This is a genomic window from Humiphilus diazotrophicus (assembly GCF_059726315.1).
Map to the genome: position 1 here is coordinate 890,509 of NZ_AP040871.1, position 16,495 is coordinate 907,003.

Below are 16,495 nucleotides of genomic sequence, written 5' to 3' on the forward strand. Positions count from 1 at the left end.
TATTCTGCCCGGATTCAGCGATGTGCAGATTCCTTAACGGAAACTCGCGTAGGCATTTGTGGCTCGGGATGCGCCTACGCTGGCTTTGCTCTAGGGACTTATTCCTGTGCGACGGCGCTTTCTCAGGCTAAACATGTTACTCCCCCCTTACTAGAATGAAGATGTTGATTTCTTCTTGAGTATCATGCGCAATTCATAAGCATCCGCAGCATTCAGTCCTGGCCCCGCGTGTTTTAAGCAGATAGGAACGCATCGTCATGCAACGCTCACACGCAAATTTAAACAACCTGCTTGAGTCCGCCGCAGAGCACGAGACCGGGCGTGTGGCGTTTACTTTTCTCAGGGACGGCGAACGCGAAGAGACCAACTGGACATATGGCCAGTTGGAAACACGAGCTCGAATTATCGCCGCTGCGCTGCAGTTGCGGTTTCAACCAGGCGAGCGCGTTCTGTTGCTGTATCCCGCGGGACTCGAGTTTGTGGCCGCCTTCTGGGGATGCCTCTACTCTGGAACCATTCCAGTTCCCTCCAACCCGCCGAGAAGCAAGCACAGATTGGAGCGCATAGAGGCAATTGCCTCCGACTGCACTCCGGCTGCAATTCTGACCACCGCCGCCATCGCGGCAAAGTTCTCCCAGCATCGGCACGGCGACACCGCGTTTGCGCGATTGCAGTGGATCGATACGGAAGGCCTGGATGAGGAATTGGCGAGTCAGTGGTCGCGGCCTGACGTGCAAAGCTCCGATGTCGCGCTTCTACAATACACCTCGGGATCCACGGCCGCGCCGAAAGGTGTGGTGGTTACGCACAGAAACTTGCTTCACAACCAGGCGTTGATTCAAAAAGCATTTCGGCAGTCGCGGAGGAGTATCGTAGTTGGATGGCTACCGCTCTATCATGACATGGGGCTGATCGGGACGATGCTCCAGCCGTTGTATTCAGGCGGACGTTGCATCCTGATGTCACCCGTGGCGTTCCTCCAACAACCAGGGCATTGGTTGAGCGCCATTTCTCGGTACAAGGCGACCACGAGTGGCGGACCGAATTTCGCATACGAGCACTGCGTCCGTAAGATCACCCAGGAAGAGGCGCAAACATTCGATCTGAGCCACTGGGAAGTTGCCTTTAATGGCGCCGAACCGGTGCGATCCGAGTCAATGGAGCGGTTCGCGCACAAGTTCGCCCCCTTTGGATTCAGACCCGAGGCGTTCATACCCTGTTACGGTTTGGCCGAAGCGACGTTGCTGGTAACAGCGGACAACCGCCGAGCTCGCAAAGTGCAAATACAAGATGATGCCGAGGTAACAGAGGGACAGAAAGCGTCGAGTTCCAAAGTATCGACCGCCGTAAGTTGTGGCTGTCCCATTGGTGGACAGAAAGTAAGAGTGGTCGATCCCAACTCGCACCGGGTACTACCAAACGGAGCAGTCGGTGAGATCTGGCTGTCTGGCGATAGCATAGCTCATGGATATTGGGGCAATGCTGCGGAAACGCTCCGCGTGTTCCGAGCGCATATTGCCGAAGAAAGAGAGACTCCGTACTTACGGACCGGAGATCTGGGATTCCTCAAAGCCGGCCAGTTATATATCACGGGCCGGCTAAAAGATCTCATCATCGTACGTGGCCGCAATCACTATCCGCAGGACATTGAGTACACCGTGGAAATGGCCCATCCCGGTCTGCGCCTTGGCTGCGGGGCCGCATTCGCCATTGATGACGGCGACGAAGAGGGGCTAGTCATCGTTCAGGAGCTCGAACGCGGCCAGGAGAGAAACGCTAAATCTATTGTCTCTGCCATCCGCGTGGCCGTTTCCGAACGCCACGAGATTCAACCGGTCGCCGTCGTCCTCCTCCGTACCGGAACAATCCCGAAGACCTCCAGCGGCAAGATCCAACGTTTCTTGTGCCGGGATTGCTTCCTCGCCGGAAGTGCTGAAACCGTTTTCGAGTGGCGGCGACAAGCGGATAAGGCGACTGCCGCCGCATCCCGTTCCAAGAACGCATGGCTGACGTCAAGCACAGCAAGGTTCGAGCAGTGGCTCACCACTGCACTGGCCGAAGCCGCAGGTGTTCATCCCAATGAGATCGACGCCTCGATGTCTCCTGCCCAACTCGGTCTGGATTCGGTGAAGTCGATCGAGATCGCACACCTGATCGAGCGCGAATTCGGAATCAGCATTCGTCCAGAGGGTCTACTGGGTGAATGCTCCATTCGGGAGTTGTCTGATCGGCTCACAGAAGCGCCGCAACCGAATATCGAAACCGAAAAGAATGACGAACCGCATGAACAGCAGTTCTCGCTTTCAGCGGGCCAGGAAGCGATGTGGCTCTTGCACAAACTGGCGCCCGCAAGCACCGCTTATAACCTGGGCTTCGCCGCGCGCATCCCTGGACGATTTGATATCCCCTCATGGCGACGTGCGCTCGAGTTGGTGATAACACGTCACGAGTCTCTGCGCACGACCTTCCATGAAAACGAGTCTGGCCCCTATCAGCACATTCGAGACACAGTGGAGGGTTGGTTCTCTGAGATCGATGCAGGCAATTGGACGGACTCAGCAATTAAGACACGCCTCGAAGAAGAAGCAAATCGGAACTTCGACCTGGAAAGCGGAGTGCTCTTTCGGTGTGCTGTCCTGAAACGGTCGACGGAAGAATATTTTGTCGGTTTCACCGTTCATCACATTACTGCCGACTTTTGGTCTTTGGCGATTCTGATGAATGAAGCGTCCCTCGCTTATACGGCTGAGATCAAACAGAAGCGCCTCTACCTGCCGCCAATTCCTCGAAGCTATACGGAGTACGTGAAAGCACAGCGGGAACTAATGTCTGGTCCCCGGGCGAACTCACTTTTCTCGTACTGGCAAGCAGAGTTGCTCGACGCTCCGCAGGTGTTAGAGCTACCCACGGACTATGTTCGCCCCTCTGTCCAGACCTATACAGGCGCATCCGTTGCGTTCCAGCTGAACTCACAGCTAACAGCAGCGTTGCGCACGTTGGCTCGAGCGCATGAGACAACGCTCTATACCGTTCTGCTCGCGGCTTTCCAACTCCTGCTGCATCGTTATACACGTCAAACAGATATCGTCGTCGGTTCGCCTACAGCGGGGCGCGATTCCGCAGACTGGGCCGGGGTGGCAGGTTATTTTGTCAATCCTTTGCCGCTACGTGCGAACTTTACGAGCGAAGTGTGCTTCTCCCAATTCATCGCGCATACACGCGACCGCCTCCTGAAGGCTCTCGCACACGCGGCTTTTCCGTTTCCCGAACTCGTCAGGCGTCTGCAACCAGTACGCGATCCGGCCCGATCGCCACTTTTTCAGGTGATGTTCACGTTCGAGAAAACAGTGGCTCAAGAGAACGGCAACCTGAGCGCATTCGCAATCGAAGAACATGGCAGACGAATTGAATTAAATGGACTCACCCTTGAGTCCTACGGGCTCGAGAACCGAAGTGCACTGTTTGATATAACGATGCTGATCGGCGAAGCAGAGGACTCGCTTCGGGGAGTATTGCAATACAACACCGCTCTTTTTAAGAGATCGACCATTGAACGCATGGCGAGCCACTGGATAGCACTACTGAGCAGCATCGTTCAGTATCCAGACCGACCTGTAGCAAGCATTAATTTGTTAACGGAAGCAGAGCGGCAACAACTACTTGAGGAATGGAACCGCACCGAGGTGGAGTGGAGCGAGCCCGGCTGGATCCATCAGATTTTCGAGCGGCGCGTGGATCAGTCGCCCGACGCCATCGCTCTCGAATTCGAAGGACGTGAGCTAACCTATGCCGAGCTGAACGTCTCCGCCAATCGCCTGGCTCACTACTTACTCCGCCTTGGCGTCGGCCCAGACGTCCCCGTGGGCGTTTTTATGCAGCGCAGCCTGGAGATGGTCATCGCCATCTTGGCCATCCTCAAGGCCGGTGGCGCTTACGTTCCCCTGGACCCCGATTATCCTTCCGAGCGCCTTGCCTTCATGATGGCCGATGCCTCCACTCCTCTGGTCTTAACCCACACCCCTGTGCTCGACAAGCTGCCTCCCCTGAGGGGTCGCATCCTCAACCTCAGCACCGAGTGGAATCTCATCGGCCAAGAACCGGCTCTCAACCCGCAGATCCCGATTGGCGAACTTAACCTGGTCTATCTCATCTATACCTCCGGCTCCACCGGCAAGCCCAAGGGGGTCATGAACACTCATGGCGGACTGCGCAATCGTCTGTTGTGGATGCAACAGGCTTACGGATTAACCGCTCAGGATCGGGTATTGCAGAAGACCCCCTTCAGCTTCGACGTCTCCGTCTGGGAGTTTTTCTGGCCACTGATGTGCGGTTCCACCCTCGTCATAGCGAAACCCGGCGGACACCAGGATCCGGATTATCTCGGCGAACTCATCGCCAGCCGACAGATAACCACCCTGCATTTCGTCCCCTCCATGCTGCGGGTGTTTGTGGATTCGGCGGCAGTGGATAAGTGTGCCAGCCTGCGACGGATTATCAGCAGCGGCGAAGCACTGGATGGGGATGTTGCCACTAAGTGTCTGCAACGGATCGCAGCGGAACTGCACAATCTCTATGGGCCGACGGAAGCTTCCATCGACGTGACCTGCTGGCAGTGCGAGTTCGAGCAGGTCACGCAGAAGGGCGTGCCGCTGGGAGAACCGATCGCCAACACCCAGGTTTATGTCCTGAACGAGCAGCTGGCCCCGGCCCCGGTGGGCGTCGCCGGAGAGCTCTGTCTGGGAGGTCTGGGACTGGCGCGAGGGTACTGGAAGCGGCCAGCCTTGACGGCCGAGAAGTTTGTCCCCAACCCATTTGCCCACAACGGAGCAAGACTGTATCGCACCGGCGATCTGGCCCGCTGGCGGGAGGATGGCAAGCTGGAGTATCTGGGCCGTATCGATCAACAGGTCAAGATCCGCGGCAACCGGATTGAGCTGGGGGAGATCGAGGCCGTGCTGCGCGAGCAGGAGGGTGTTGATCAGGCGGTGGTGGTTGCGCAGCAGGACGAGCGCGGCGACAAGCGCCTGGCTGGCTACTGGGTGGGAACAATGACGGATGCAGATCCTCTGCGCCAGCATCTGCGCCGTCGTTTGCCCGAATACATGATTCCAGCTTTGCTGATGCGCCTCGAGGCTATTCCCCTCAGCGCCAACGGCAAGCTGGATCGCACTGCGCTGCCCACTTCCCTGCCCGAAGAACCGCACCTCTACATCGCTCCGCGCACTGCAGAGGAGGAGATCCTCTGCTCCATCGTCGCTGAGGTCCTGGGCGCTGACCGCGTGGGCCTAAACGACAACTTTTTCAAGCGCGGCGGGCATTCGCTAAGCGCCGCGCAACTTGTTGGGCGTATTCAAAGAAGGCTCGGCGCCGATCTGCCGCTACGCATCGTTTTCGAGGTTCCTCGAATCGAAGATCTTGCAACCCGGATCCAACAGGCCCATGACGAGGCGCGCGCCAGCCAGCCTCCGATTCGCCGCAACCCGCCCACTTCCAGTCTTCCTCTGTCCTACGCGCAGCAGCGGCTCTGGTTTATTCATCAAATCGAACCGGATGGAGCGTCGTACAACCTGTCCGGAATTGCCAAGATTCATGGACCACTCGACGTGCTGGCGCTACAGAGTGCCTTCGCCGAAATCGTCCGGCGCCATGACTCCTTGCGTACACGATTCATATGGGAGGCCGGTGAACCGCGTCAAGTTGTCTCAAGCGATGCTGGTCTCTCTCTCATGGTATTCGACTTCAGTCCTATGCCGAGGAGCGAACGCGACGCAATGGTTGAGGACCGTATCCGCACGGATGCGCGCACGGCATTCGATCTCGAATCCGGTCCGTTGTTTCGCGCAACGTTGATTCGTCTGTCGGAGGAAGAGTCTGTCCTGATCCTTGCGATGCATCACATCGTCTCCGATGGCTGGTCTCTGAGGATTCTGCTGCGCGAAGCAACCGCGCTCTATGAAGCTTTCGCGGCGGGGCAGCCGTCGCCGTTAGCTGAACTGCCCATCCAATATGGAGACTATGTGCTCTGGCAGAGAAAATGGCTGCAAGGCGACTTACTCCAGCAGCAACTCGATTACTGGAAAGCACAGTTGAAGGACACTCCGGTCACCCTACAGTTGCCTACCGACTTCCCGCGTCCTGCAATCTCGAGCAACAAGGGAGCCAAGCATTTTTTCCGGCTCTCTCCGGAGTTGTCGGCGGGGTTGGCCCGGCTCGGTCATCAAGAAGGCTCGACTTTGTTCACGATCCTCCTTGCCGCATATCAGATCCTGCTGTACCGCTGCAGTGCGCAACAGGAGTTTGTCGTTGGCGTTCCAATTGCCGGACGCAATCAGCCGGAAACCGAGGGACTGGTCGGATTCTTTGTGAACACAGTGGCCTTAAGATGTTCGATCGCTCCGGAACAGAAGTTCACGGATGTTCTCAGGAGCGTGAAAAATGCCACGCTCAATGCGTTTGCCAACCAGGATGTTCCATTTGAAAGGGTGGTTGAACAACTCGCGCAGGACCGAGATCTGAATCATCCGTCCTTCTTCCAAGCGCTGTTCGGATTTCAGAATGAGCCGCTTCCCGAACTCCACCTGGGTACAGCAAAATGCGAGATGCGCGACGCCGACACCGGCACGGCCCGGACCGACCTCACGCTAATGCTTGAGAACGCCGAAGATAGCATCTGCGGCGTGTTCGAGTACAGCACAGATCTGTTTGCAGAAGGCACCATCCATAGGATGGCCGAACACTACCACGTGCTCCTGGAACAAATTGTCGCTTCCCCCGGAGGCACGGTCGCGTCACTTCCTATTCTTACCACGGCTGAACGCAGAGTCGTGATATTCGACTGGAATCGCACCGTGGCAGCCTTTCCTCAGGACTGCGGGATCCATGAATTGTTTAGCAAGCAGGTCTGTCGCAGTCCTCAAGCAACAGCGGTGGAGTATGACGATGGTATTTTCACATACGCGGAATTGGATCGAAGGGCCAATCAGTTAGCGCATCATCTCCTGGCGGAGGGTATCCGTGCGGAAGATCGTGTCGGCATCTGCGTAAGGCGAAGCGCGGCAATGATTGTATCCCTGCTAGGTATTCTAAAATCCGGCGGCTCCTACGTTCCGCTTGATCCGGAGTACCCTGCTGATCGCCTGCGATTTATGATCAGCGACGCCGCAATACGCGTGGTAGTGACAGACGGTTCGCTCCCGGAAGCGAAGCTGTCCGGCAACGAACTCCTCTTAATCGACGTGCAAAATGGCTGGAGCGAAATCGCCCGGCAGAGTATCGACGAACCCGTTATCGGCGTCAGCGGCAAGAGTCTCGCGTACCTGATGTACACGTCGGGCTCTACCGGCACGCCGAAGGGTGTCCTCATTGTTCACGAGGCAATCACCCGGCTGGTGCGCAATACAAACTACCTGGAGTTGGGAGCAGGAGACCGGCTTGCGCAGGCTGCTAGCGCGTCGTTCGATGCAGCCACATTCGAGATCTGGGGAGCTCTGCTCAACGGTGGATGCGTGGTCGGGATTGATAAAGATACGAGCCTTTTACCGGGTAAGCTGGCTGAAAAGCTCAAGTCCAACCGGGTGACTGCGATGTTCCTCACGACGGCGCTGTTCAATCAGATGGCTCGTGAAGTACCGCAAAGCTTCTCTGGCATGCGCGAGGTTCTGTTCGGTGGCGAAGCAGTGGATCCGCGCCGGGTTCAGACAGTTCTGAAACAGGGTCCACCGAAGCGGCTGCTGCATGTCTATGGTCCTACAGAAGTCACGACATTCTCCACCTGGTATGCAGTAAGCGACGTAGCGGAAACAGCCCATACAGTCCCGATCGGCGCTGGTATCGGCAACACGCAGGTTTACGTTCTGGATCCGATTGGTGAACCCGTACCGGTTGGAGTCGCGGGAGAACTACACATCGGCGGCCCCGGCTTGGCGCGCGGTTATTTGAATTGTCCGGGATTGACCGCCGAGCGCTTCGTGCCCGATGGAGTGAGCGGTGCGATCGGCGCACGGCTATACCGCACCGGCGACCTTGTGCGGTGGAACAACCAGGGTAGTCTGGAGTTTCTCCGACGTCTCGACCACCAAGTGAAGATCCGCGGATTCCGAATTGAGCTCGGCGAGATCGAAAATGTGCTTCGCCAGCATGAGATGGTGGAAGACTCTGTGGTGCTTGTCGAGGAAGATCAAGCAACAGGTAAGCGGCTAATCGCCTACGTGGCCACGCGTGAACCGGGTCGAGCAACCCAAGCCGTACTCTCCGCTCACGTGCGCACGCGATTACCGGACTACATGGTGCCGTCCGGATGGGTTCTCCTCGACAGATTACCGGTAAATGCCAACGGCAAGGTGGATCGTACAGCCCTACGCAAGCTCCAACCGAATTTGGGTTCCGAAACGGAAGCCAGTCCAACGCGGGCGCGCAATCCCGTGGAGGAAATCGTGTGCGGCATCTGGGAAGAGGTGCTGAAGGTCAGTCCAATATCGGTGACGGACAACTTCTTCGATCTTGGTGGACATTCTCTGCTTGCCACTCAAGTCTTGGCTCGCGTGCACCAAGCTTTCTCCGTCAATCTGCCGTTGCGGGCGTTATTCGAAACGCCTACGGTCGAAGAGATCGGACAGTTGCTTCAGAGTACTTCCGCAGATGTATCATCCTGCACGGTGCAGCTTGAAATAGTTGATCGTTCGGTTCCACTCCCTCTCTCTTACGCGCAACAGAGGCTCTGGTTCCTGGATCAAATGAAACCCGGTAACCCTGTCTACAATCTGCCAGGAGCATTTCATATCGTGGGCCCTCTGGACGCGGAAGTTGCACGCGCAGCTTTGTCACAAGTCGTTGCCCGCCACGAGATCCTGAGAACGCGGTTTGATCTTATCCGTGGCGAAGCCCGACAGATCATTGACGCAGCCTGCCCGATCGAGCTTCCTGTCATCGACCTGAGCACGTTGAACGATGCCGAACAGACTGGCGTTATCGAGGAGCTCGAGCACGTGGAGACGCAGCAAGGCTTCGATTTGGTGCGTGGACCATTGCTGCGAGCTAAACTCCTTCGCCGCAATCCGGAGAATCACATCCTGCTGATCACCATGCATCACATCGTGTGCGATGGCTGGTCAGTGGCTATCCTGGTTCGGGAGTTTGCGCACTTCTACGAATCGTTTGTGCACGGCAACTTCGCGTCATTAGCCCCATTAGTAATTCAGTACGGCGATTATGCGGTTCGGCAGAGAGAATGGTTCCGTGAGGAGAGATTCTCGGCTCAGGTAGACTACTGGAAACGTCAACTCGCAGCTACTCAGCCGGTGGAGTTTCCTCTCGATTGGCCACGCCCGTCCGTCATGACGCATCGCGGCCGCAGCCTCCCCTTCGTGATCGATAGCGGCACTACCGATCATCTCAAAGCTGCCTGCCTCCGCGAGGGAGTCACGCTCTATATGGCTCTGCTGGCCGCCTTCAATGCGGTCCTGGCGCGATACTCAAGGCAACTCGACATCACGGTTGGATCGCCTATTGCCAATCGGACGAGGGTTGAGTTGGAGCCGCTGGTCGGCAACTTTGTTAACACCCTTGTCCTGCGCACGCACCTGGAACCGAACTCGACCTGGAAGGACTTGCTAAATCAAGTCAGACAGACGGCGCTTGACGCCTATCGCAACCAGGACGCGCCATTCGAAATGCTGGTCGAAGAGCTGCAGCCGAAGCGAGACCTCAGCCGCAGCCCGCTGTTTCAGCACTTCCTGGTTTTACAGAATGCGCCCTCTGGAGACTTACAAATAGAAGGCGCTGTAATCGTGGAGGAGCATCCCGCGCGAACCTCCGCCAAGTACGATCTTGCAGTTGACCTGATAGAAACCAGCGGTGGCCTTCGCGGCTACATCGATTACGCAAGCGACCTATTTCGCGAACCGACAATCCAGCGCTTCGCCGAGCATCTGAGAATTGCGCTGAAATCGCTATCGACCGAACCGGAAGCAGCCGTAGCAAGCATTAATTTGTTAACGGAAGCAGAGCGGCAACAACTGCTTGAGGAATGGAACCGCACCGAGGTGGAGTGGAGCGAGCCCGGCTGGGTCCATCAGATTTTCGAGCGGCGCGTGGATCAATCGCCCGACGCCATCGCTCTCGAATTCGAAGGACGTGAGCTAACCTATGCCGAGCTGAACGTCTCCGCCAATCGCCTGGCTCACTACTTACTCCGCCTTGGCGTCGGCCCAGACGTCCCCGTGGGCGTTTTTATGCAGCGCAGCCTGGAGATGGTCATCGCCATCTTGGCCATCCTCAAGGCCGGTGGCGCTTACGTTCCCCTGGACCCCGATTATCCTTCCGAGCGCCTTGCCTTCATGATGGCCGATGCCTCCACTCCTCTGGTCTTAACCCACACCCCTGTGCTCGACAAGCTGCCTCCCCTGAGGGGTCGCATCCTCAACCTCAGCACCGAGTGGAATCTCATCGGCCAAGAACCGGCTCTCAACCCGCAGATCCCGATTGGCGAACTTAACCTGGTCTATCTCATCTATACCTCCGGCTCCACCGGCAAGCCCAAGGGGGTCATGAACACTCATGGCGGACTGCGCAATCGTCTGTTGTGGATGCAACAGGCTTACGGATTAACCGCTCAGGATCGGGTATTGCAGAAGACCCCCTTCAGCTTCGACGTCTCCGTCTGGGAGTTTTTCTGGCCACTGATGTGCGGTTCCACCCTCGTCATAGCGAAACCCGGCGGACACCAGGATCCGGATTATCTCGGCGAACTCATCGCCAGCCGACAGATAACCACCCTGCATTTCGTCCCCTCCATGCTGCGGGTGTTTGTGGATTCGGCGGCAGTGGATAAGTGTGCCAGCCTGCGACGGATTATCAGCAGCGGCGAAGCACTGGATGGGGATGTTGCCACTAAGTGTCTGCAACGGATCGCAGCGGAACTGCACAATCTCTATGGGCCGACGGAAGCTTCCATCGACGTGACCTGCTGGCAGTGCGAGTTCGAGCAGGTCACGCAGAAGGGCGTGCCGCTGGGAGAACCGATCGCCAACACCCAGGTTTATGTCCTGAACGAGCAGCTGGCCCCGGCCCCGGTGGGCGTCGCCGGAGAGCTCTGTCTGGGAGGTCTGGGACTGGCGCGAGGGTACTGGAAGCGGCCAGCCTTGACGGCCGAGAAGTTTGTCCCCAACCCATTTGCCCACAACGGAGCAAGACTGTATCGCACCGGCGATCTGGCCCGCTGGCGGGAGGATGGCAAGCTGGAGTATCTGGGCCGTATCGATCAACAGGTCAAGATCCGCGGCAACCGGATTGAGCTGGGGGAGATCGAGGCCGTGCTGCGCGAGCAGGAGGGTGTTGATCAGGCGGTGGTGGTTGCGCAGCAGGACGAGCGCGGCGACAAGCGCCTGGCTGGCTACTGGGTGGGAACAATGACGGATGCAGATCCTCTGCGCCAGCATCTGCGCCGTCGTTTGCCCGAATACATGATTCCAGCTTTGCTGATGCGCCTCGAGGCTATTCCCCTCAGCGCCAACGGCAAGCTGGATCGCACTGCGCTGCCCACTTCCCTGCCCGAAGAACCGCACCTCTACATCGCTCCGCGCACTGCAGAGGAGGAGATCCTCTGCTCCATCGTCGCTGAGGTCTTGGAACGCGAGCGGGTTGGAACCGAAGAGAATTTCTTTGACATGGGCGGGCACTCGCTGCTGGCGACGCTGGTAATCTCGCGCGTGCGAAGCATTTTCTCGGTGGAGTTGCCGGTTCAGGCCCTGTTTGAGTATCCGACGGTCCGCCAACTCGCCGAGAAACTGCGCGAAGAAACCGGCTATCAATCAAGGCTCCATCCGCCGGCACCGCCGATGCGGCGCATAAGCCGGGACAACAGAACGATGCCCTTGTCTTATGCCCAACAACGGCTTTGGTTCCTCGAACAGATGGAGCCCGGCAGCGCCTTGTTCAACATTCCGCTCGCAGGCAGAATCCGAGGCAACCTGGATAGAGCTGCGCTTCAAAAGAGTCTCGATGAGATCATCCGCCGGCACGAGGTGCTGCGAACTACGTTTACCGTGCGAAATGGCGAACCACTACAGATAATCGAACCAGCACACCCTGTTCTCATTGACAATGCAGACTTAAGCCACTTGAAAAAGCCGGAACGGGAAAAGGAAGCGCTGCGATTGGCTAAAGCGGAAACCGAAAAGGGGTTCGACCTCAGCAACGGCCCGGTAATCCGCATCAAGCTTGTGCATATGGAAGCCAGGGACCACATGCTGCTAGTCACCATGCCACATATCGTCACTGATGCGTGGTCCCTTGAAATCTTCTTCCGGGAACTCAATACGCTCTATTCCGCTTTTCTCGGCGGAGAATCTTCCTCTCTCCACGATTTGGAATTCCAGTACGCCGATTTCGCGATATGGCAGCGGCAATGGTTGGAAGGAAAGTTGATGGAGGAGCAGATAGAGTATTGGAGCAATCGACTCGAAGGCATTCAACGGCTAAATCTGCCGACGGACTATCCCCGCCCATCCATCATGCATCATCACGGAGCCACGCTGCCATTCGAGTTGAGCGAAGAGCTGACGGAACAGATCAAGGCTTTGAGCTGGCGCGAAGGCGTAACTCCGTTCATGGCCTTGCTTACAGTATTTAATGTTTTGCTCGCAAAGTATTCTGGACAGGACGATATTGCCGTAGGAGTTCCGGTGGCCAATCGCAATCGCAAGGAAATCGAGGACATGATCGGTTTCTTCGTGAACACGTTGGTGCTCCGTACTGACCTCTCCGGAGAACCCACCTTCACCGAACTACTGCAACGCGTGAAGACGGTAACCATCGAAGCCTACGCAAACCAGGATGTCCCGTTCGAGAAACTGGTTGAGGTCCTGGCGCCACAACGCGAACTGGATCGCACACCTTTATTCCAGGTATCGTTGGTCCTGCAAAACTCGCCGCTTTCCGAAGCGCCACTCGGTCCGATCGAGATGCAGCTGTTCAATGTCTCAAGCGACACTTCGAAGTACGATCTCTCGTTGGGGCTGGTCGAAAAGGATGGCCGACTTCAAGGCGCCATTGAGTACAACACAGACATTTTCGCTCCGGAAACAATTGAGCAGATGATCCGCCACTATAAGAATCTGCTCGCGGCTGTCAACACTCAACCGGACTGTACGATCTCCTTGTTGCCTGTTCTGGACGAGACGGAGCGCCGGCAGTTGTTGTCTGACTGGAACCAGACTGCTGATGAATATCCACTGGACAGAAGCCTGCATCAGCTTTTCGAAGAGCAAGTATTGAAGACGCCCCGCGCGATTGCCGTCACGGATAGGAGCGAGCGGCTTTCCTACCAGGAACTGAATTGTCGGGCAAATCAGTTGGCCCATCATCTGCTCGCGTACGGAGCTGGCCCAGAGATGGCCATCGGCGTCTGCCTGGAACGCTGCACGGCAATGGTCGTCGCCATACTCGCGGTAATCAAGACGGGCGCGTTCTACGTGCCGATTGATCCTATGTATCCGCCGGAACGAATCTCCGTAATCGTGGCGGATTCAGGCATGTCCATTGTGCTCGCGGACGACACAACGGTCGGTAAGTTCCCCCCGTGCGACGCGAAACTCGTGAATTTGGATCTCGATCAGCCTCTCATATACCGCAAGAGCACTACCGATCTGCGAAACGTCGTAACTGCTGAGAACCTGGCGTACGTTATCTACACGTCCGGCTCTACGGGCAAACCAAAGGGCGTTGCTATCCGTCACGGCAGTGCGGTCGCGTTTGCTTGCTGGGCGCACTCGATTTTTCCAGACGAGCAACTGACCGGAGTCTTCGCTTCAACATCGCTTTGCTTCGATTTGTCGGTATTCGAAATCTTTTTCACCTTGAGCCGGGGTGGAACAGTCCTCCTCGCTGCGAATGCCCTGGATCTTCCCGAGGTTGCCGCCCGCGAGCAGGTGACGCTGATTAACACTGTTCCCTCCGCGATGCGCGAATTACTCCGGATGGGCTGCGTGCCCGATACGGTCCAGACGATCAATCTGGCAGGCGAGGCTTTGCCCATGAGTCTGGTGGAGGAAGCCTATCGCGGATCTCAAGCTAGCAGGGTTATTAACCTCTATGGCCCCTCCGAGGACACCACTTACTCAACATATGCAGTGCTGCCGAGACGACGGGGCTCAACCACAATGGCATCCATCGGCAGGCCTGTGACGAACACCCACTGTTACATTCTGGACAGCAATCTCGAACCTGTGCCGATCGGTGTCGCGGGCGAGTTATACATCGGAGGAGCCGGCTTGGCGCGCGGTTACCTGAATCGCTCGGAATTCACCGCCGACCGGTTCGTGCCCGATGGAGTCAGCGGCGCATCAGGGGAAAGACTATACCGCACAGGTGATCTTGTGCGATGGAATCGTAATGGAGAACTGGAGTTTCTCGGACGCTTGGATTACCAGGTGAAGATCCGTGGATTCCGAATCGAGCTTGGGGAGATTGAGACGGTGCTGCGCCGCCATGAAGCGGTGGAAGACGCCGTGGTGCTTGTGCACGAAGACGAAGGGACAGGAAAGCGACTGGTTGCCTATGTTGCCACTCAGGAAAATGGGCGAACCGTACAGACGGAATTGTCAGCGCATGTACGCAAACGCCTGCCTGATCATATGGTGCCGTCCGGCTGGGTTCTGCTCGATCATTTGCCATTAAATCCCAACGGGAAAGTAGACCGTGCAGCGCTACGCAAAATACAACCGAGTTTCGGCTCAGGCACAACGCATGCGCCGGTGAAGGCCCGGACGTCCGTTGAAGAAATCTTGTGTGGCATCTGGGAAGAAGTGCTGAAGGTGCGCCCGGAATCGGTGACAGACAACTTCTTCGATCTTGGCGGACATTCTCTGCTTGCCACTCAAGTCTTGGCTCGCGTGCAACAAGCCTTTTCCCTTGGTCTGCCGCTGCGGACGTTATTTGAGGAACCTACCATTGAAAACCTGGCTAAGGCGATCGAGAGCCACGTGCATGACAGGCCGTCACTCCCACCTGTTTGCAATCGAACGGAGAGCGGCCCCGCAGTGCTCTCTTACAGCCAGCAACGGTTATGGTTTGTGTCTCAACTCGATCCTGAGGCAAACTCGTACAACATTACCGGCGCAGTCAGAATCGATGGAGATTTGAACGTCAGCATCCTTCACAGAAGCCTTCAGGAACTGGTGGAACGCCATGAGTCGCTACGGACACGGTTCATCCTTCAGGACGGCGATGCCCGCCAAATCGTCGAACCGACAACTGCATTGGACATTCCCGTAATCGAGCTCCAGTCTCGACGGAGCGAAGAACGGCAAAGCGAAGTGAACCGCATCCTCCGTGACGAAGCTCAGGCGGTCTTCGATCTTGCGCATCTCCCCCTGGTTCGCGTGAAGATACTGCGCCTCGAGGAACGAGAACACATTCTAACAGTCGTGATGCATCACATCATTTCCGATGCATGGTCCATCAACATTCTCATCCGTGAGCTATCGTCGACTTACAACGCGTTCAGCGCCGGCACCCAACCTACTCTGCCGGCGCTCCCGATTCAATACGCGGACTATAGTGTCTGGCAGCGGCAGGCGTTGACGGAAGACAACCTGCAACCGCATCTCGAATATTGGAAGCGCCAACTGGCTAAATCGAGCACGCTGGAATTCTCCGCATCCGGCGTACGCACGTCTGGAGAAACCTGCAAAGGCCAATACATCACATTCACCATTGATCGAATGCTGACCAGTAAAATCAAAGCACTCGCACGCCAGCATAGTGTAACGCTCTACGTCACACTATTGGCCGCCTTCAAGGCGTTGCTGCATTTGCATACGCAGCAGGAAGACATTGTCGTTGGCACATCCGTTGCGGGACGCACGCGCAAGGAGACCGAGGGCGTAATCGGGTGCTTCATCAACATGCTGGCGCTCAGAACCAATCTGGAAGGGAGACCGACCTTCTCCGATTTACTGCGCAGAGTGCATAACGTGGTGCTTGATGGGCACGCGCACCAGGACGCTCCGTTCGAAAAGGTCGTGGAAGCGTTGCAGCCGAACCGGAACCTTAGCCAGTCCCCGCTATTCCAAGTCCTGTTCGTCTTCCACAACGTGCCTGAAGCTGAATTTCAGATAGGCAACGCACGGCTGACGGTCTTGAGTTCGGGCAGCGACGAAGCGAAGTTCGATCTCACTCTGTACCTCTCGGAGAACGCCGGAACCTTGCTAGGCACACTCCAGTACAACAGCGGCTTGTTCGAGTCGGAGGCAGTCCAGAGCATGATCGAACAATACCGACTACTGCTTGCAGCCGTCACCACTGATCCCGGACAGGCCATCGTCAACATCGATCTCACGACAGAAGAGGAACAGCGCCGGGCACTCGCTTTGTGGAACGAATCCGAACAGGAGTGGCCGGAAGAACAGGCGCTCACGGCGGATCAAGCAGGCGGAGACAACTCCTGATCGTGCAGTGCTGTGCAGTGCTCACCATCGTCTGTAGCAGATGGTCATTT

1 protein-coding gene is annotated in these 16,495 nt (G+C 56.9%); it reads left to right on the forward strand.

What is annotated here, in order from left to right; translation table 11 throughout:
• Positions 1-257: 257 nt before the first annotated feature.
• Complete coding sequence (locus AC6I7T_RS33330) at positions 258-16,445, forward strand: non-ribosomal peptide synthase/polyketide synthase (protein ID WP_497795068.1); 16,188 nt, start codon at positions 258-260, stop codon at positions 16,443-16,445.
• The last annotated feature ends 50 nt before the right edge of the window (positions 16,446-16,495 follow it).

Coding starts and splice junctions, on each gene's coding strand:
- AC6I7T_RS33330 (WP_497795068.1), top strand. CDS start 258: ATGCAACGCTCACACGCAAATTTAAACAACCTGCTTGAGTCCGCCGCA.